This window comes from Nocardioides sp. WG-D5 (assembly GCF_054031175.1).
In genome coordinates, this window is the sequence record NZ_CM132928.1 from 4,028,121 (window position 1) to 4,046,859 (window position 18,739).

General features: G+C 68.1%; 15 protein-coding genes and 3 tRNA genes. 7 read left to right on the plus strand and 11 right to left on the minus strand.

Annotated elements, in window-relative coordinates:
• Nucleotides 1–179: 179 nt before the first annotated feature.
• The 3 genes from ACWZJV_RS19540 to ACWZJV_RS19550 form a co-directional block, all read right to left on the minus strand.
• Nucleotides 180–264 (minus strand) — tRNA-Leu (locus tag ACWZJV_RS19540).
• A 1,135-nt stretch (nt 265–1,399) separates the two neighbouring features.
• On the minus strand, nt 1,400–2,002 hold the full coding sequence (locus ACWZJV_RS19545; RefSeq protein WP_457177993.1) for a hypothetical protein: 603 nt from the start codon (nt 2,000–2,002) through the stop codon (nt 1,400–1,402).
• Between the two features lie 186 nt (nt 2,003–2,188).
• Entirely contained in the window at nt 2,189–3,253 is a 1,065-nt protein-coding gene (locus ACWZJV_RS19550) for a hypothetical protein (protein WP_457177995.1), read from the minus strand.
• A gap of 581 nt (nt 3,254–3,834) precedes the next feature.
• On the opposite strand from ACWZJV_RS19550, the gene ACWZJV_RS19555 reads away from it, so the two are divergent.
• Nucleotides 3,835–4,710: a tyrosine-type recombinase/integrase gene (locus tag ACWZJV_RS19555; RefSeq protein ID WP_457177996.1), complete on the plus strand. Its 876-nt coding sequence runs from the start codon at nt 3,835–3,837 to the stop codon at nt 4,708–4,710.
• A 97-nt stretch (nt 4,711–4,807) separates the two neighbouring features.
• Here ACWZJV_RS19555 and ACWZJV_RS19560 read toward each other — a convergent pair.
• The 4 genes from ACWZJV_RS19560 to ACWZJV_RS19575 all read right to left on the minus strand — a co-directional run bounded on the left by ACWZJV_RS19560 (nt 4,808) and on the right by ACWZJV_RS19575 (nt 7,446).
• Nucleotides 4,808–4,880, minus strand: a tRNA-Lys gene (locus ACWZJV_RS19560).
• 82 nt (nt 4,881–4,962) lie between these two features.
• Nucleotides 4,963–6,540 carry a phytoene desaturase family protein gene (locus ACWZJV_RS19565; protein ID WP_457177998.1) on the minus strand — a complete coding sequence of 526 codons (1,578 nt, stop codon included), beginning with the start codon at nt 6,538–6,540 and terminating at the stop codon, nt 4,963–4,965.
• A 10-nt stretch (nt 6,541–6,550) separates the two neighbouring features.
• Nucleotides 6,551–6,985, minus strand: coding sequence for a MarR family winged helix-turn-helix transcriptional regulator (locus tag ACWZJV_RS19570; protein ID WP_457178000.1), 435 nt, complete (start codon nt 6,983–6,985; stop codon nt 6,551–6,553).
• A 2-nt stretch (nt 6,986–6,987) separates the two neighbouring features.
• Complete coding sequence (locus ACWZJV_RS19575; RefSeq protein ID WP_457178002.1) at nt 6,988–7,446, minus strand: MarR family winged helix-turn-helix transcriptional regulator; 459 nt, start codon at nt 7,444–7,446, stop codon at nt 6,988–6,990.
• A gap of 76 nt (nt 7,447–7,522) precedes the next feature.
• On the opposite strand from ACWZJV_RS19575, the gene ACWZJV_RS19580 reads away from it, so the two are divergent.
• The 4 genes from ACWZJV_RS19580 (at nt 7,523) to ACWZJV_RS19595 (ending at nt 11,588) form a co-directional block, all read left to right on the plus strand.
• Nucleotides 7,523–7,903 carry an MmcQ/YjbR family DNA-binding protein gene (locus ACWZJV_RS19580; RefSeq protein ID WP_457178004.1) on the plus strand — a complete coding sequence of 127 codons (381 nt, stop codon included), beginning with the start codon at nt 7,523–7,525 and terminating at the stop codon, nt 7,901–7,903.
• A 9-nt stretch (nt 7,904–7,912) separates the two neighbouring features.
• Complete coding sequence (locus tag ACWZJV_RS19585) at nt 7,913–8,062, plus strand: hypothetical protein (protein ID WP_457178006.1); 150 nt, start codon at nt 7,913–7,915, stop codon at nt 8,060–8,062.
• A gap of 95 nt (nt 8,063–8,157) precedes the next feature.
• On the plus strand, nt 8,158–8,742 hold the full coding sequence (locus tag ACWZJV_RS19590) for a hypothetical protein (protein WP_008363411.1): 585 nt from the start codon (nt 8,158–8,160) through the stop codon (nt 8,740–8,742).
• Nucleotides 8,743–8,861: 119 nt separating this feature from the next.
• Nucleotides 8,862–11,588, plus strand: a complete 2,727-nt coding sequence (locus ACWZJV_RS19595; RefSeq protein WP_457178008.1) for a BTAD domain-containing putative transcriptional regulator — start codon at nt 8,862–8,864, stop codon at nt 11,586–11,588.
• Between the two features lie 8 nt (nt 11,589–11,596).
• Here ACWZJV_RS19595 and ACWZJV_RS19600 read toward each other — a convergent pair whose 3' ends face one another.
• Nucleotides 11,597–13,222, minus strand: coding sequence for a long-chain fatty acid--CoA ligase (locus ACWZJV_RS19600; protein WP_457178010.1), 1,626 nt, complete (start codon nt 13,220–13,222; stop codon nt 11,597–11,599).
• Nucleotides 13,223–13,283: 61 nt separating this feature from the next.
• A complete protein-coding gene (gene yczR, locus ACWZJV_RS19605; protein ID WP_457178012.1) occupies nt 13,284–14,714 on the minus strand; it encodes a MocR-like transcription factor YczR in 1,431 nt (476 codons plus the stop codon).
• Between the two features lie 78 nt (nt 14,715–14,792).
• On the opposite strand from yczR, the gene yczE reads away from it, so the two are divergent.
• The gene (gene yczE, locus ACWZJV_RS19610; RefSeq protein ID WP_008363419.1) at nt 14,793–15,416 is read left to right on the plus strand and encodes a membrane protein YczE; all 624 of its coding nucleotides are present in this window, start codon (nt 14,793–14,795) and stop codon (nt 15,414–15,416) included.
• A gap of 25 nt (nt 15,417–15,441) precedes the next feature.
• Here yczE and ACWZJV_RS19615 read toward each other — a convergent pair.
• Nucleotides 15,442–15,515: transfer RNA gene (locus ACWZJV_RS19615), tRNA-Arg, on the minus strand.
• A 432-nt stretch (nt 15,516–15,947) separates the two neighbouring features.
• Here ACWZJV_RS19615 and ACWZJV_RS19620 point away from each other — a divergent pair.
• Nucleotides 15,948–17,861, plus strand: a complete 1,914-nt coding sequence (locus ACWZJV_RS19620; protein ID WP_457178014.1) for a hypothetical protein — start codon at nt 15,948–15,950, stop codon at nt 17,859–17,861.
• A gap of 28 nt (nt 17,862–17,889) precedes the next feature.
• Here the strand turns inward: ACWZJV_RS19620 and ACWZJV_RS19625 are convergent, their stop codons facing one another.
• Nucleotides 17,890–18,699 (minus strand): N-acetylmuramoyl-L-alanine amidase, encoded by an 810-nt coding sequence (locus tag ACWZJV_RS19625; protein WP_457178016.1) that lies wholly within the window; start codon nt 18,697–18,699, stop codon nt 17,890–17,892.
• Nucleotides 18,700–18,739 lie beyond the last annotated feature (40 nt).

Genomic DNA, 18,739 nt, shown 5'->3' on the forward strand with positions numbered 1-18,739 from the left:
AGGAAGACGTAGGAGTCGAGTTCCTCAGGAGTTGCGTAGCGAACGCTGAGGACTCTGAAACCGGCCAGAATGACGAGGGCGGGGAGACGGGCTCGTGAACCGCATTCCTTACGCACCGGGTATCAGGGCCTTGAAATGCAAGAAACTCCCGACCGTTTGTGCTGGTCAGGAGTCTTGTTTGGTACGCCATGTAGGACTTGAACCTACAACCCGCTGATAGATCAGGACTACACGGCTTTCGTTCGAAGACCCGCTCAATGGCCTGTCTTGCGGTTCTGGTTGTTCATGGTTGTTCGTACGGGGTCGTGGCGCATTCATCCCAGCATTCGTCCTCACTCCGGACGAGTAGCGCGCCATCGGGTCTGGTGCCCGGCTACCCCTCGCTGAGCGCCATTGTACGCGTGACATCCCCAAGATTGGTGAGGCGACGGGGAGTCGTCCGCGCTCCGTCACGCTGGGTCCGGAAGATCTCCGACGGAGGTTCGCGTGACAAAGGATGAAACCGGGGCGCGCCAGCCGCCTCAATCGATTGCTGGTCGAGTGATCGACGGTTGGAGCGAAGTGATTAACGGAGCCATCGAGGCTTCATTTCGCCTCACAACGAGCGTGATCCTGAGAACAAGTGTTTCCCCTGTCGGTCCGCCTGATATTTAGCCAGGTGGTCAGCGACTTAGTCCGATGAGCTGCTGCCCGGAGTTGTCTGTTGATTCGTCGGTGACGCGACTTCCTCAAGTTGGCCAATTTGTGCCATGACGCGCAACTTGTACGACGCGAACGACTGAGCACGCCTCCAATTTCGATACCAAGCAGTGCCGAATGAGACGATCGTAAGAGAAGACAGCAGATAGACCGCTGATGCGATCGCAAATCCTACAGTAGATAATTCTTCCGTAGGGAGTCGAGCGACGGCAAATAGCGACATTGCGTTGGCGCCGTTTAAGATCAGGCCTATCGCTGCGTCGACCGATCCAATTGCTAACCATAGAATCTGAAAGAGGAACATCCGCGCTGCCAAGTATGCGACGAGTTTTGTCGGCTCTTCGTGAAACTCGCTAATTCTTGCCAGTTCGGCTCGAAGCTTGTCTATCCTTCGAAGTGCGCGTCGCCTGTTCGTCCTGGCTGCACGCTGACTGAGGCCAAAACCTTCGGATAGATTGGTTGCGAGAACCCCAAGGATGGCTCCCGCTAGTAGGAACGCAATTTGGATTAGCATTCAACGGAAACTACAGGAGTTCCCGTCATGTGCGTCGCGTTTCCGTGACCTGTTCCCAATATGTGGTAGATCAGGACTACACGGCTGTCATCCACACACATTCATCCTGGGCCACGCGCCGGGAGTCGCACCGGCAGGGACACCAAAAGCTCTCCATTCCCATGGACGCTGGCTATGAATCGAGAGTCAATGATCCTTGCACCCATCGCGGGGCTGGGCGGGCACTTCTTCGCAGAGGATCTCCTGAAACCCTTGGTAGGCTGCAAGGAATTTCGTGGAATCGACCTTTTCGATGTCATAAGACTGGAGCGAAGGAGGCAGTACCCCAGCCATCGTGCGGTGTCTCTTCCAGGCCTCGTCACTCCCGTAGACGTAGACACGATTGACTTGATCCTGATAGTTGGACCTTGCGTCGTAGTAGTTCTTTATTATGGGCGTGTTCGGCGTGAGTTTGTCTCGCTCCGCCTGCGTTGACGTCTTCAATTCCTCAGTTAGTCGCCCGGCCGCCACGCTAAAGTTGTTTGCCGCATTCAAATAATCGGAATAAACCTGAGCCTTCCTTTCGCGAGCCTCGGTAGCGCGTTGTTCGTCTATCTGCGCATGCGCAATCCAAATACTCGCGCCTGCCCCTACTGCCGCACCAGCTAATGCTGAAACAGCCGCGACGACTGCGATCCTAAGATCGTGCTTACCGTCAGTTGGCGCTTTCCCAGGCCGTACCGTCTTGGGTGACGACTTCTTGGGCTTTTTCTCCGGTCCTGCATCAGGTACCGACCCTGCGTCAGACAACCCTGCGCCTCCTATTCGCTCCGCGCGGTCCGAACATTGCTATTCTCCGCCACTGCTCGCAGCGGCCTCCAAAGATTTACCCAACTGTGGAAGGCCTCGGAGATCGGCTGGACCAGTGGGGCATGTGTGGTCGTTTGTGTGCGCAATCGCGCAGGGTGCAGGGGTCGGGTCGGAGGGTCGCGCGAGTTAGGCATCCTCGTTGTCATCGCCCAGGTCGAGTCGACGCAGCACCTCGGCGGCGGCTTCTGGGGGGAGTGGCTCAGCATTGAAGGGGAGCCGAAAGGTACGGCCGGGCAGTCGGGATTTCCGAATGCTGGTCGGTGTCGGCTCTGATCGCACCATGAATCCAACCTGGATGCCGCGCGCTTGCAGTCCTTCAGGTCGGAGCAGGCGAATCTGCGCGATCGCCCTGAGCCAATCGAGAAGGTCGGCAGTGACGATGGCCTGCGCAATGAGTTCTTCTGGGTCGATTGCACGGTCCACCCAGAACCAGTTACGCAGGTTCTTCCCGTTGGCACCCTTGCGAGGCTTGCCGTCCTCGTCTAGGACCAAGTCGGTCTCGATGGTGGACAAGGTCGGGCCGTTGATGAGATCCACGGGAGGTCCGAATGCAGCGTCGGCGGGGACGAAAGCGAGCTGCCCCGGGCGGGACACGACAGCCAATCCATGTTTGACCGAGTTGTTCGCCCGGCGGAAGTCATTAAGGAATCGTCCAAGCTCTCGGCACCACTGGCGTAGATACTCCTGGATCCCGTCGATGCTTGGACGGTCGTCTGACCACTTCGCGGCAAGCTCGGGCGGAAGAAAGAGGAAGTCGAGACGAGGCGTGAGGTATGCATCATCGAGGCTGATGTACTCCGTAATCCGGTCGAACAACGGGTCTCCTGCCCGCACTTCCATCATTTCGACGGCTGGCATGCCCGTTGGGCCGTCCCCGTCCAGCAAGGCGAAGAGGTATCGCCAGTAAGTCTCGGCAGCGTGATAGGCGATCACGAAAGCATCGAGTGAAGAGATGTCTTCTGCATCGCTGGTCCGACCAAACGTGAGGGTCGCGGGCAGTCGCTCGGCAACTCCTTCAGGCAGAGACAGGTTGGCGTTGCTTCGATAGGCGGCCCAGCCGTGGACGCGGGAGCGGAAGTACTCTCCGTGACTCACATCCAAGAAGGTGTCGTTGAGCCTCTCCCTGAGCGCCGCCAGGCGCGGATCCGTCTCATCGGCTGGGGGTTCCCTGGGTAGGTCCTCGGAGGTCACGTGCAGCAGTCTCGAACTACGGCGGCTCGCGCGTTGATGGTTCCGTGTGGTCACAACCCCCAGACTGGGTACGGATCGGCCAATCGGCCGGACCCCGGTTGTCCTGACTGCCCTACCGCGGAGCTCAGTACGGACGGTCATCTTGCGCCTCGCTGCGGAGCTGTTCGCGGCTCTCGGCGTAATCGCGGCAGGCCACTTCGCGGCCGAAGGCCTTCAACGTCTGCAGGCGTCGCCAAGCCGCAGTTACCCCGCCGCGGTAGCCGTGTTGTTCGGGTGAACCGGGCCGTAGGCCTAGCCTCGTAGCGGGAGATGATGTCCCAACTCATAGTGCCGAAGTGGCGTACGCCGAGATCGTAGGCAGCGCGATAGGCCCGGGTCGCTTCCGAGCGCGGCGCGTAGGGCGCGGGCGGATACTCGGGCTCTCGTCGCGGTGGCTGCTGCGGGTATGGCAAAGGGGTCGCTCCAGAACGACCCGCTTCCGAGAGGCGTACGCGGGTTGGCTCGCTACGTTCGCCGACCAGGTCGAGGCAGGGGAGCGGTCTCAGTCCTCCCTCGACCTCTACACGGGAGAAGCGGAACGCGTGATCCTGCCCGCGATCGGTGATCTTCGGCTAGGGGAGCTGCGTACGCCGTTGCTCGACCGGTTCGTTCAGGGCGTGCTCAAGGACAAGGGCCCGGCCACCGCGAAGGTCTGCAAGACCGTGGTGTCGAACACCTGCGGCTGGGCCGTTCGGCAGGGAGGTATGACGTACAACCCGATGCGCGAGCTGACGCCGATCACCGCGAAGACGAAGAAGGCACGGGCGCTCGACGTAGAGGAGCTGCGCAAGTGGATCGATGCTCTCGACGCCAGCGAATACGCCTGCCGCCAGGATCTGCCGCAGTTGGCGCGCTTCATGCTCGCTACCGGGCTGCGCGTCGGTGAGGCGGTCGGGGTCACTTGGGCTGACGTCGACCTGGTCAAGGGCATGGTCCGCGTCGAGCGGACGATCATCCGTGTCAAGGGGAAAGGGCTGGTTGCCAAGAAGGTGAAGTCGGAGACGTCGGAGCGGCCGTTGTTCCTGCCGCAGTGGTGCATCGCGATGCTCAAGGAGCGCCATGAGCGCCGTCGCGCCGACGACAGCCCGGTGTTCCCGAGTGGCGCGGGCACCTGGCGCGACCGGAACGCCGTGCAGCGCTCTATTCGGCAGGTGCGGGAGGGTACCGACTTCGAGTGGCTGACGACGCACACCTACCGAAAGACGGTCGCGACGATGCTGGACGAAGGCGGCCGGAGTGCCCGCGCGATCGCTGACCAGTTGGGGCACTCACGTGTCTCGATGACGCAGGACGTCTACCTTGGCCGCAAGGCCAAGAACGCGGGCAACCTCGATGCTCTCGAAGCTCTCAACCCGGACGCTCACAAAGTCGGTCGCAAGGGGGACGCCGAAGGTGATGAGAATGCGGGCGCAGCGTAGCCATTCATCCTTGTATTCGTCCTAAGTGGCGACTTTCGACCGCAAAACGAGAATCGGCCCCTTACCTGTTTGACCAGGTCAGGGGCCGATTTCGATGTACGCCATGTAGGACTTGAACCTACAACCCGCTGATTAAGAGTCAGCTGCTCTGCCAATTGAGCTAATGGCGCATGTCCTTCGCGCGTCAGGCGCGCTCGGCGACGAGAAGAACATTAGCAGCGGGCTCGGATGCGGCCCAAATCGAGGAGCGGGTCAGCGGAGCTCCAGGACGGCCTGGGCGGCGTTGTGACCGCCGAGGCCGGAGACGGCGCCGCCGCGGCGGGCGCCGGAGCCGCACAGCAGGACGCTGCCGACGTCGGTGGCGACGCCCCAGCGGGCGGCGGGGGTGGTGAGGTCGGCGTCGTCGGGTGCCCAGGGCCAGGCGAGGTCGCCGTGGAAGATGTGGCCGCCGGGCATGGCGAGGTCGGCCTCGATCTCCTGGGGGATCTTGGCCTCGATGCAGGGCTCACCGTCGGCGTTCCGCGCGACGACGGAGGAGATCGGGTCGAGCAGGTGCTTGTCGAGGGAGGCGATGGCGCGCTCGACCGCCTGGGCCTTGCGCTCCTCGCGCGTGGCCGGGTCGTCGAAGAGGGTCGCCGGGGCGTGCAGGCCGAAGTAGGTGAGCGTCTGGGTGCCGGGCGGCACGTCTCCGAGGATGGAGGGGTCGGTCAGCGAGTGGCAGTAGACCTCGCCGGGCATCTCGGTGGGCACCGAGCCGGCGGCGGCCTCGGCGTACGCCTTCTCGAGCTCCGAGTAGGACTCACCGAGGTGGAGCGTGCCAGCGAAGGCGACGTTCGGGTCCTCGCCCGAGCGCAGCCGGGGGAGGCGCTGGAGCAGCATGTTGATCTTGAGCTGAGCACCCACCGGCTTGACCGCGGGGGAAGGCGTGCGGCCGAGGAGGCCGTCGAGGACGTACGGAGCCAGGCCGGCGAGCACGAAGTCGGCTGCCACCGTGTGGGAGCCGGAGGAGTCGGTCCAGGTGACCTCGGCGCCCTCCCCGGCCGCACCGCCGCGGATCGAGGTGACGGTCGCGTCGGTGAGGACCTCCGCGCCACCTGCGTACGCCGCCTTCGTGATCGCCCCGGTGACCGCGCCCATGCCGCCGACGGGGACGCGCCACTCGCCGGTGCCGTTGCCGATCAGGTGGTAGAGGAAGCAGCGGTTCTGGATCAGGCTCTCCTCGCCGAGGCCGGCGAACGTGCCGATCAGGGCGTCGGTGGCGACCACGCCGCGGACCAGGTCGTCAGTGAACCGGCGCTCGATCGCCTCGCCCAGGGGCCGCTCGACGAGGTCGCGCCAGATCGGCGCTGCCACTTGCGAGCGGATCGCGGCAGCGGTCGGCAGCGGGGAGGTGAGGGTGGGTGCGACGACCCGGGCGAGATCGGCGACCTCGGCGTAGAACGACTGCCACGCGGCGTACTCCTCGTCCGACCCGGTCACCGCCCGGAAGCTTGCCGCGGTGGCCTCGCCCTCCGGCGTCTCCACGAGGAGGCCGGTGGCGCGGGAGCCGTCGAGGAAGGGGGAGTACGACGCGGTCTGCCGCGACGCGAGCTCGATGTCGAGCCCGAGGTCGGTGCGGATCTGCTCGGGCAGCAGGGAGACCAGGTAGGAGTAGCGCGAGAGCCGGGTCGGGAAGCCCTCGAACGCCTGCGCCGAGATCGCCGCGCCGCCGACGTGGTCGAGCCGCTCCAGCACGAGGACGGAGAGGCCCGCCCGGCTCAGATAGGCGGCGGCGGTGAGGCCGTTGTGACCGCCGCCGGCCACCACTACGTCGTACTTCTCCTGTGCCATGGCCCCGATACTAGGAGGCAGCTAGTGCGGCGTTGGCCCGTTCGGTGAGGGTGGCCAGGACGCGCGCAGTCGCGGCGAGGTCCTCGGCCGGGATGTCGGCGAAGAACGTCCTGGTCAGCGGCTGACTGCGCTCCGTGATCTGCTGCTGGAGGCGCTCGCCCTCCGCGGTCAGGGTGAGACCGTCGGCGATCAGGCCGCGGGCGATCGCGGCGTCGAGGTGGGACTCGACCTCGGCCGCGGAGACCTTGATGTTGCCGGCGGTCGTCGCGACCAGATCGTCCCGCGGCGTGTCGCCTCGGCTCAGGTAGTTGAGCAGGAGCGACTGCTCGAAGGTCAGGTCGTAGTCGTCGAGCACCTCGAGCAGGTTCTTGCGGATCGCGAAGTAGGCGACGCCGAGGTTGGCGCCGGTGACGGGGCCCGGAACAGGGGGAGTGGCGGTGGTCATGATCAATCTCCAGGTGTGGGATCGGTGTCGATGGGTGCGGCGAGCATCGCCTCGAGCGCGGCCTGCGCCTCGGCCGCCTGACGGCTGTCGCGGCCGCCGAGGGGTGCGATGAGCTGGTCGAGCAGCCGGCCGGTCACCGCGATCGCCTCGCTGGTGACCTCGGTGCCCGCGGGCGTGATGGCGAGACGTACTGCCCGGGTGTCCTTCGTGTCCCGGACGCGCTCGACCCAGCCCTTGGTCTCGAGCTGACGGGCGAGCTTGGAGACGTACATCGGCTCCAAGCCGGTGATGTCGGCCAGCTGCTTCTGGGTGGGGGCCTCCGAGGAGCGGAGGCCGTGGAGGGAGGCGATCAGCGAGTACTGCGCGTGGGTGAGGCCCAGCGGCGCGAGAGCTCGGTCCATCGACACCCGCAGACGCATGGCGAGGCGCCACACGACGTATCCGATCGTCTGCTTCTTCATGGCAGAAACGGTACATGTTGATCATAAACATGTATAGCAATTAATGATGTCGGTGGTCCCTGGCAGGATCGGCAGCATGGCTGAGCGTCCTGCGGTTCCCGAGGCGATGGTGGCGCGGCTGAGGGAGATCCTCGCCGCGTTCCCGAAGTGTCTCGAGGACGACGCCTGGGTCGGCGTGCGCTGGCGGGTCGGCCAGGCGACGGTCGCGCACGTCTTCGGCGGCGAGGACCAGCTCTTCCGGATCGTGTTCCGGGCCGAGCCTGACGAGGTGATCGCCTTCGAGCATCTCGGCCACCCCTACTTCAAGGCCGGCTGGGGCGGCAACGTGGTCGGGATGATCGTCGACGAGGACACCGACTGGGACGAGATCGCCGAGCTCCTCACCGACTCCTACTGCATCCAGGCTCCGGCGAAGCTGGCCGCTCTCGTCGAGCGTCCGGCCGTGGGGACGGAGTAGGGTCCGCTCGTGCACATCGCGATGGCCGGCGCGAGCCCGATCGACGAGCTTTCGCTGGTCACGCCCTGGTTTCTCGTCGAGCCGGTGATGACAGGCCCGTCCACCGCTTCGTTCTGTGGAAATGATCCCCGAAGACTTGTGCTGGGATTGGGACCTTAGACCCTAGGCCGACTGCTTGGACTCCGGCATGTTGCCATGGTAAATCAAGGGGAACAATTACCCTTCCATGGCAACAAATTTCATAAGGAGTGCGTGTGCGTCGTGTGGCCATGCTGATCCTCGGGGGAGCCGTCGCGGCGGCCGGGGTCGGCTGCGGTTCGGACAGTTCCATCGACTACGGGTTCTACAGCAACAACCATGGCGAGAACCCCGCGATGGAGAAGAAGGTGATCACCGTCGACAGCACCGAGAGGATCCAGCAGAACCAGCAGCTGGGGTTGACGGCAGAGGGCACCATCAAGGGCGAGGCACCCGGAATCCTGTTGAGGGTGACTGTGCAGGACGTCTTCGAGACGTCGTTCACCGACGGCAGCGAGACCCCGCCGGGGTCGCGGGTGATGGCCGTCGAGATCCAGGTCGTCAACGCCGGGTCGCGGGTGTTCAACGACACCCCGGCGACCGGTACGACGGTCATCGACGCCTCGGGCAAGAAGTACAAGAGCGCGCCCAGCACGGTGACGGTCGACGGCGGCGAGGTGTTCCCCAACCCGTTCGGGTTGCAGCCGCGAGACCAGCGGACGGCCCTGGTGCCGTTCGTCGTCCCGGTCGGGGTGAACATCAAGCAGGTCGCTTTCCAGATCGACAAGGGCGGCGAGAGCGGCCTGTGGCGGGTTCCGTAAACTCGAAATTTTAGCCAACCTCCAGGCAACCGTCTGGCGGCATTCCGCGTCACCATCTGCGTGGTGATGAGACGATAGGTCGTCTCGGACGTAATGCTGCGTGGTCAACAGGAGGTGTGGTGCGGGTCCGGGTCCTTGGCGCCGTCGAGCTGATCTGTGACGACGGCACGGTGCAGAAGCTGTCGCGTACGCGGCGGACGCTGCTCGCCCTGCTGGTGGCCGCGCGCGGAGCGCCGGTCTCCTCCGACCTGCTGGTCGAGGAGCTGTGGAGAGGTTCACCCCCGGCGACGGGGGTGAACCTCCTGCACCAGCGCATCCGGGACCTGCGCCGTGCGCTCGGTGAGCACCGCCACCACCTGGAGCGCCGTGCGAACGGCTATGCGCTGGTCGGCGCGGACGTCGACCAGGTCCGCTTCGAGGAGCTGGTCGAGCAGGGCTGTGCCTCCGCCGACGCCGGGGACCACGAGCGGGCCAGCATGCTCTTCGATGCTGCGCTGGGGTTGTGGACCGGGGGTGCGTACGGCGGGGTCGGCGAGTCCCAGATGATCGCGACCGAGGCCGCCCGGCTCGACGAGCTGCGCCTGGTCGCCGTCGAATCGCGCGCCGCCGCCGATCTGGCGCTCGGCCGGCAGGCCGCGGTGGTGGGCGACCTGGGGCCGTTCGTCCAGGACAACCCGCTGCGCGAGCGCCTGTGGCTGCTGCTGATGACTGCGCTGTGGCACTCCGGCCGCACCGCCGAGGCCCTCGACGCCTACCAGCGCCTCTTCCGGCTCCTGCGCGACGAGCTCGGGGTCGAGCCGTCCAAGGACGTACGCGACCTGCACCTGCGGATCCTCGACGGCGACGATCCCGAGCCCACGCCCGAACCGGCTCACGAGCAGATCGTGCCGCGCCAGCTGCCGCCGGTCGTCGCCGCCTTCGCCGGCCGCGAGGACCATCTGACGATGCTCGACGAGCTGGCCGCCGAGGACGAGGGCAGGGCCGTGGTGATCTCGGCGATCGCCGGCACGGCGGGGATCGGCAAGACGACCCTGGCGCTCTACTGGGCCCATCGCAGCGCCCACCACTTCCCGGACGGGCAGGTGTTCGTGAACCTGCGCGGCTTCGACCCGCGCGACGCGCTGGACCCGTTGGACGCGCTCGGGGTGGTGCTCGAGGCGTTCGGGGTCGAACGATCCCGCCAGCCCCAGGACATCGACGGCCGGGCCGGGCTGCTGCGCAGCAGGCTCGCCGACAAGCGGGTGCTGCTCGTCCTCGACAACGCCCGCGACAGCGAGCAGGTCCGCAGCCTGCTACCCGGCAGCCCCGGCTGCGTGACCCTGGTGACCAGCCGCAACAGGCTCTCCGGTCTGGTCGCGGAGGCCGGCGCGAAGCCGATGGAGCTGGGGCTGCTCGACGACGTCGAGGCCTACGAGCTGCTGGCCGGGCGCCTCGGCGAGGACCGTCTCCTGGCCGAGCCGGAGGCGGTGGAGCGGATCATCGAGCTGTGCGCCTCGCTGCCGCTGACGCTGTCGGTCGTGGCTGCCCGCGCAGCCACCCGGCCGGCGTATGCCCTGGCCGACCTCGCCGACGAGCTCGGTGAGTCCCGCCTGGACGGGTTCGGCGGAGGACGCGGCGATCTCCGGGCGACCTTCTCGTGGTCCGTACGGCACCTGTCCGACGCGGCTGCGCGGCTCTTCCGGCTGATCGGTCTGCACCCGGGGCCGACGCTCACGGTCCTGGCCGCGGCCAGCCTGGCCGGGGTCCCGCGCGTGCGGGCCCGCCGCCTGCTCGACGAGCTCACCGAGGCCAACCTGCTGACCGAGGTGGCACCGGGCCGGTTCGTGCTGCACGACCTGCTCCGGGAGTACGCCGCCGACCTCGCGAGCCACGAGCCCGACGACGTCCGTCGTGAGGCCGAGCTGCGGATGATCGACCACTACGTGTTCAGCGCGCGGTCCGTGCACAGCGCCTACGACCCCCACCAGAGCCACATCGATCCCACCGAGCCGATCCGCGACGGGGTGGCCGTCGAGGTCGTCGGAGACAGTGCCGAGGCGCTGGTCTGGATCGCCACCCAGCTGCCGGTGATGTCACGCGTGATCGACGCGGCCGTCGCCAGGAGCATCGCGCTCGACCGGATCGTCCTGCTCGTCGCGGCCCTCGAGCGCCTGCTCGACCTCCAGGGACGCTGGATCGAGCTCGCCGCGCTGGCCGAGGCCGCGCTGCCAGGGATCCGCCGCAGCGTCTCGCAGGGTGGCGACCCGGCCGGGCTCGGCGTCCTGCACCGTGCCGCCGGGGCGGCCTGTGGGCGGCTCGGGCGGGTCGAGGACGCCCTCGACCACCTCGGCCGCGCCCTCGACCTGGCGATGGAGTCGGCCGACCTGGCGGCGGAGGGAAAGACCCTGCACCGGCTGGCCACCGTGGCCACGGCCTCCGGCGACCACGCCGGGGCTGCTGCGTACGCTGCTCGGGCGGCGGAGGTCTTCGCCCGGGCGGGCGACCCCATCCGCGCGGCCTGGACGACCGGGCGGCTGGGTCTCTACGAGGCCCTCGACGGCGACTACGCGTCGGGGCTCCGGCATTGCAAGGCGGCGCTCGCCGGGCTGCGCCGGGTGGCGCCCGGAAACCGCAGCGAGGGCAACGTCGTCGCCACGATCGGCTGGATCCACCAGCAGCTCGGCTCGTTCGACGAGGCGGCCGGCCACTTCGAGGAGGCCGTGACCAAGCTGCGTGCCGCCGGCGACCTACCAGGACTGGCCGACGCCCTCGGCCACCTGGCCGAGACGCGTACGGCCCTGGGCAAGCACGAGGACGCCCGCTGCGCGAGGGTCGAGTGCGACTCGATCCTCGCGCAGCTGGGCTGATCCGCGGCCTAGACCGTGGGCAGCTTGTAGTCGGCGTACTCCTCGCGCAGGGTCTTCTTGGAGAACTTCCCGACCGAGGTCTTGGGCACCTCGTCGATGAAGACCACGTCGTCGGGCACCTGCCACTTGCCCAGGTTGTCGGCGAGGTAGCCGAGCAGCTCCTCCTTGGTCACCGACTCACCCTCCTTCACCACGGCGAACGCCAGCGGCCGCTCGCCCCACTTCGGGTGCGGCACCGCGACGACCGCGGCCTCGGCGATGCTCGGGTGGCCCATGATGAGGTTCTCGATCGCGACGGTCGAGATCCACTCGCCACCGGACTTCACCAGGTCCTTGGTGCGGTCGACGATGCGTACGTAGCCCAGCGGCTCGATCGCGGCGATGTCACCCGTGCGCAGCCAGCCGTCGGGCGAGAACGAGCCGGCCGCGTCGACCTTGTAGTAGCCCGACGCGATCCACGGCCCGCGGCACTCGAGCTCGCCCGTGGTCTCGCCGTCCCACGGGAGCTCGTCGGTGGTGCCGGGCTCCACGATGCGGAGCTCGACACCGACGGCCGGGATGCCCGGCGACGTACGGAAGTCGGCCTTCTCCTCCTCGGAGAGGTCGGCGATCTCGGCGCGCTCGTTGAAGACGCTGCCGAGCGGCGACATCTCGGTCATGCCCCAGGCCTGGGTGATCGGCAGCCCGATCGCCTCGCGCCAGGCCTCCGAGAGCGACTTCGGGACCGCGGAGCCGCCGCAGATGACCACGCGCAGCGAGGAGAGGTCGGCGTCCTTGAGGAGCGGGACCATGCCCATCCAGATCGTCGGTACGCCGGCCGCGATCGTCACCTTCTCCGCCTCGAGGAGCTTGATGATGCCGGCGGGCGAGAGGTCGGGGCCGGGCAGGATCAGGTTGGCGCCGGCCAGCAGCGAGGAGTGGGCGAAGCCCCAGCCGTTGGCGTGGAAGAACGGCACCACCGGCAGCACGCGGTCACGGTCGTTGGTGCCGAAGAGGGTGCCGGACAGGGAAGCCAGCGCGTGCAGGTACTGCGAGCGGTGGGTGTAGACGACGCCCTTCGGGTTTCCCGTGGTGCCGGAGGTGTAGCAGATCCCGGCGGCGGCGCGCTCGTCGGTGACCCGTCCGTCGATCACCGCCTCCTCGGCATCGGCCATCAGCTCCTCGTAGGAGACGACCCGCGGGTCGTCCGGGAGCGGCGTCGGCGCCCCGTCGTCCATCACGACGACGTGCTTGAGGGTGGTCAGCTGCGGGAGCAGCGGCGCCAGCAGGCCGAGCAGCGAGCGGTCGATGAAGACGGCCTCGTCCTCGGCGTGGTTGAACGTGTAGACGAGCTGCTCGGGGAAGTAGCGGATGTTGCCGGTGTGCAGCACCCGGCCGGTGCACGGGACGGAGTAGTAGAGCGCCAGGTGGCGCAGGGTGTTCCACGCGAAGCTCGCCACCCGGCCGTCCTCGGAGATGCCGAGCCGGTCGAGGACACCGGCCTGCTTGCGTACCTCCACGGCCAGGTCCTTGAACGTGCTGCGTTCCAGACCGGTTGCGGTCTTGGTGACGATCTCCCGCGTCGGGAAGACGCGCTCGGCGCGCCGGATGATCGTGTCGATGGTCAGCGGTGCGTCCTGGATCAGTCCTTGCATGCTGCACATCGTGACCCAACGTGGCGCGCGTCACAACGAGTTCACCCGAACTTCTTGCGGCTCAGACGACCGCTTCCGAGGTGGTGAGGGCCAGGGCAGGGGTGGAGGCGGCGCGGGGCCAGACCTCGGCGAGGATCTCGACGCCGCGCCGGACGAGGTCGGGTCGCGGCGTGATCGCCAGCCGCAGATGACGCTCGTAGGCGCCGTCGACGCCGAACCGCGGGCCAGCGGTGACGAGCAGGCCGTGGGGCCGGGCGGCGAGGGTGAGCTGGGAGCTGACCGGCGCGGGCAGGCCGACCCAGGCGGAGAGACCACCGTCGATGCGCGGCGGGAGCTCCCAGTCGGGCAGGTGCTCGCGCATCGCCTGGTAGAGGGCGGCGCGGCCGGCGGCCAGCTGTGCGGCGCGCTCCTCGAGGATCTCGGGAAGATGCTGGAACAGGATGGTGGTGACCAGCTGCTCCCAGATCGGGGTGCCGAGGTCGGTCGCCGAGCGCCCGCTGGCGATCTGGGTCAGCAGCACCGGGTCGGCCCGGATCCAGCCGACCCGCAGCCCGCCCCACAGCATCTTGCTCGCCGAGCCGATGTGGACGACCCGGGCCTGGTGCTCACCGGCCATCGCTGCCAGCGGCGGGTGGCTCTGGCGGCGGTCGATGTCCAGCTCGGCGGTGGTGTCGTCGGCCACCACGAGGGTGTCGACCTTCGCGGCGGAGTGCAGCAGGCGGAGCCGGTCCTCGGTCGACATCGAGCGGGACGTCGGGTTGTGGAAGTCGGGCATGACGTACGCCATCACCGGGGTGGTGCGGGCGATGGCCGCCTGCATCGCCGGCATGTCCCAGCCGGCGTCGGTGGTGACCGGGCTGGTGATGATCCGGGCTCCGGCGAGGCTCAGGGCGTCGTACGCGTTGGGGTAGGACGGGCTCTCGGCGTAGGCCCGGTCGCCGCGGCTGATCACGGTGCGGGCGAGCAGGGCGATCGCGCTCTGGCCGCCGGTGGTCACCATGATCTGGTCGGGGTCCGTCGGCAGGCCACGGTCGGTGTAGCGCGCCGCGATCTCCGCGCGGAGCTCCTCGATGCCCCACAGCGTGTAGCCGGGACCGGTCATGTGGTCGGCCAGCCGCCGGGTCGCCTCGACGGCGGCCTCGGGGAGTCGCCGGGTGGCTGGCAGGGTGGCCCTGACCAGGTCGATCTCGCCGCCCTCGGTGAAGGAGTCGGGCGCCGTGGGCGGGAGCTTCGTCGTCGTGCCCGAGCCCTGGACGCTCAGTGCGTAGCCGTGCTCCCGCAGGCGGCGGTAGGCGGCGGTGATCGTGGTGCGGCTCAGCATCAGCCGTTCGGAGAGCTCGCGCTCGGAGGGGAGACGTACGTCGGCAGAGAGCCGCCCGTCGATCAGCAGCAGCTGGATCCGCTCGGCGAGGTTCTCGTAGGCGGGGCCTTCTCCCTGCCACTGACCGAGCAGGCCAGCGAGCGCAGTGGCACCGATTCTTCCGCGAGGCATGAGGCCACCTTACGCTGATTGGCTTCTTTACCTTCGATTGGACCCGTGATTGGCTTTGCAATCGTGAAGGATCTCTCTGTGAAGTCGCTCTCCTGGTTGATAACTGGACTCTTCCTCTACGGCATCGCACTCGCCCTGCTTCTGCGTGCCTCGCTCGGCGTCGGGCCGTGGAACGTGCTGGCCTCGGGTCTGGTCGAGGTCACCGGCATCTCGTTCGGCCTGATGACCAATCTGCTCGGGCTGGGCGTGCTGCTGATCTGGATCCCGCTGCGCCAGCGGCCCGGGATCGGGACGGTGCTCAACGTGCTCCTGGTCGGCACCTCGGCCGACATCGGCCTGTGGCTCATCCCGCCGGTCTCCGGTGTGTTCGTGCAGGTCGCGGTCTTCGCAGGCGGCCTGTTGCTGCTGGCCGCGGCGACGGGGATCTACATCGCGCCGGGCCTCGGTCCCGGTCCGCGCGACGGCCTGATGACCGGTCTTCACCAGCGGACCGGCGCGCCGGTCTGGATCTGCCGTGCGGGCGTCGAGATCACCGTGCTCGCGGCGGGCTGGCTCCTCGGTGGGATCGTCGGGATCGGCACCGTCGCCGAGGCACTCCTCATCGGTCCGATGGTGCACCGCACCCTGCCGTTCTTCCGGACCGTGTACGCCGGGAGGGCGGCCGCGACCGCCGTCCCCGCCGAAACACGCGCGGGCGCATGATTTAACCCACACAAAATTACTGGGGCGCCCCCGACAGGATTCGAACCTGTGACCGTCGGATTAGAAGGCCGATGCTCTATCCAGCTGAGCTACGGAGGCGTGGCCCGCTGGAGCACCCCGCCGGAAGGGGGTTTGCGCAGGCCGCGGCCGATCTTACCGGTGCCCGTATCCCATGTGTGCATCGGAATCCGAAACGCTGACCGGAGTGTTACCAAGGTGTGGGGGGTATTTGGGTGCACTGTCCCCACACTGTCGACGTGCGTGTCCGATGGGCGGACTACGAGGGTTCGAGACTCGACCGGATCATCGGTAAGGTCCCCGGTCATGACTATGGAGTCCATGTGCACCTCGTGCGGTGCAGCCGTCACCGGTATGCGCTTCTGCACAGGTTGTGGGACCCCCGTCAGAAGCGCTCATCAGCCGCCGTCGCAGGGTGCACCGGAGCCGGTCGCACCCCCGCGACTGCCGCAGAGGGGTGCCGATCCTGAGCAGGGTGGTCTGTCGTTGCCGAGGCGTGGGCAAGGAACCTCTGTGCCCGCGCCCGAGGCCGACACGGAGCCGGCCCCGTTGCCGCTCGAGCAGGTCCGACGTACGCCGGGGGCCTCGATGGCGCCCCAGCTCAACATGACCGCGCCCAGCGGTGAGCAGCCCGCCTTCGGTGGCGGCATGGCTCCGCCGCCGGCCGGGTCGGACGGTGGTGGCCTGTTCGGGCTGGCGGCGCGTACGCCGAAGTTCGAGCCCGAGCTCGCCTCCCAGTCGCAGTCGCTCTTCCTGCCCAAGCGCAGGAAGGTCGCGGAGGCCGAGCCGGCCCCGGAGCCTGCTGCCGAGGCGCCCGCGCCCGAGCGGCCGGCGCCTGAGGCGCCCGCGCCGGAGCCGCAGCGGCCCGAGCCGCCGCAGAACTCAGAGCCGCTGGCGCCGCTGCCGGAGCGCCAGGCGCCCGAGCGCGCGGTGTCCGAGCCGCTGGCGCCGCTGCCGGAGCGTCAGGCGCCGGAGCGCGTCGTGTCCGAGCCGTTGGCACCGCTGCCGGAGCGTCAGGCGCCCGAGCGCGCCGTGTCCGAGCCGCTGGCACCGCTCCCGGAGCGGCAGGCGCCGGAGCGTCCGACCGAGCCGTTGGCACCGCTTCCCGAGCGCCCGGCTGCGGCACACAGCCAGAGCACGGAGCACCCGGCGTTCGTGGACTCCGCGCCGCAGATGGGCGGCCCGGCCTCCGAGATGACCCACGAGGCGATGCCTCCGGTCGAGCGACGCCAGCCGGCGCCGCCCCAGCAGGAGGAGACCTTCCGGCAGGCTCAGGACAACACCCAGGTCGCGATGAGCCCCCGGTTCGACGGCGTGGAGGAGGCCGCGGGCGGCACCCGGCCGCGCGAGGAGTTCGAGCAGTTCGCGCCGCCGCAGGGTCAGTTCGACGCCCCCGCGCCCGAGGCGCGCTACGACGACGGTCAGGCCGACCAGGGTCAGCAGCCGCCGGCGTACGGCGATCCCTCCTACGCCCCGCTCGCGCCGCAGCTGGAGCCGGACCAGGCTCAGTGGTCGCCGTCCTACGAGGGGTCCTACGACCAGCCTCACGAGCAGTCCTACGACCAGCCTTACGACCAGTCCTACGACCAGGCGTTCGAGCAGCCCTACGGGCAGCCGCAGGACCCGTCCCAGGACCAGTTCGGCCAGCCTTACGGTGACCCCTACGAGAACGTCTACTCCGACGCCACCCTCGTGGGGCAGCCGCCGGTCGGTGGTGGGCCGAACACGCCCGCGCCGCCTCCGATGGCGCCCCAGGGCTATGACCCCTACGGGAACGCCTTCGACGCCCGCTACGAGCCGCAGCGCGGCCAGGGTCAGGGCAAGGGCTCCGGCCTGAACCTGAAGCGCTGGGGCATCATCGTCGTGGCGCTGGCCGTCGTGGTCGCGATCATCGCCTTCGTCATCGGCCTGATCAACAGCAACGGCGACGCCAACGCCGAGACCGGCACCACGAAGGGCGCGACCACCACCGAGGGCGGTGCCGCCGCCGAGGCCAAGAAGATCGACGAGCTCATCAAGACCTCGGCCAAGGACAAGGCGGCCATCGGTGCCGCGCAGGCCGATCTCCAGGCCTGCGAGAACATCGAGGAGGCGATCCAGACCTTCGAGGACGCCGCGGCGTCCCGCAAGGAGCTGGCGACGAAGGTCGCCGAGATCGACACCGCCGTCCTCCCGGGCTCGCGGAAGCTCGTGAAGAACCTCGAGTCCGCCTGGATGACGGCCCAGAACGCCGATCTCGCCTTCGCCGCCTGGGGCGAGAAGCGCCGGATCAACGCCGACGGGGAGTGCATCGGCGGCAAGGGCAAGCTGGAGAAGGCGACCACGCTCAGCCTGGCCAGCCACGACCCGAAGAAGGCGGCGGCCAAGGCCTGGGGCCCGATCGCGGAGGAGTACGGGCTCGAGCCCGTCGAGTGGAAGAAGCTCTGAGCCGAGCGAAGGCGTGACCGCGCGGAGCTCAGCGTGAGCGGAGGTACGCCGCCATCGCCCGTTTGATGGCGGCGGCCGTCCGCTCCTGGAACCGGTCGGACTTCAGCAGCCGCGCATCCTCGGCGTTGCGCATGTTGCCCGTCTCGAGCAGCACCTGCGGCACCGTGGTGAGGTTGAGCCCGGCCAGGTCGTCGCGCTCCACGAAGCCGCCCTCGCCGAGGTAGGAGGCCAGCGGCATCCCGGTCCTCCGCATCTCGGTACGCAGCAGCTCGGCGTAGCGCCGCGACGGCTGGACGACCTCGTCGTTGGTGCCGGAGGGCACCGGGATCAGCAGCGAGTAGCCGCGCTCGGTCTCGGCAGCGCCGTCGGCGTGGATGTCGATCGCGACGTCGGCCTTCGCGTCGTTGATGATCTTCGCCCGCTCGTCGATGCACGGCCCGACCCCGTCGTTGCTGTTCCGGGTCATGACCACCTTCGCGCCGGACTCGCGCAGGTCGGCGGCGAGCTTGGTCGCCACGGCCCAGGTGAAGTCGGTCTCCGGATAGCCGTCCGCGGTCGCGGTGCCGGTCGTGTTGCACGGGCTCTTCGAGCGACCGTTCCACACCGGCTCGTTGATCACCTCGGGGGCGCTCGCGTTGCCGCCGTTGTGGCCCGGGTCGATCCCGACCACGGCGCCGTCGAAGACGTCGTCCGGAGCCGAGGACGCGGACTCGGACGCCGACGCGCTGGGCGTCCCCGATGCGGCGGGTTGCTGTCGTGGCGTACGTCCGGGGCCGCAGGCCGTCAGGGCCGATGCCAGGACGATGCAGCCGGCCACGGCGGCCGCTGACCGAGTCACCTCGGTGAGCAGTCGCTGCCCTCGTGGAACTCCACGAGGG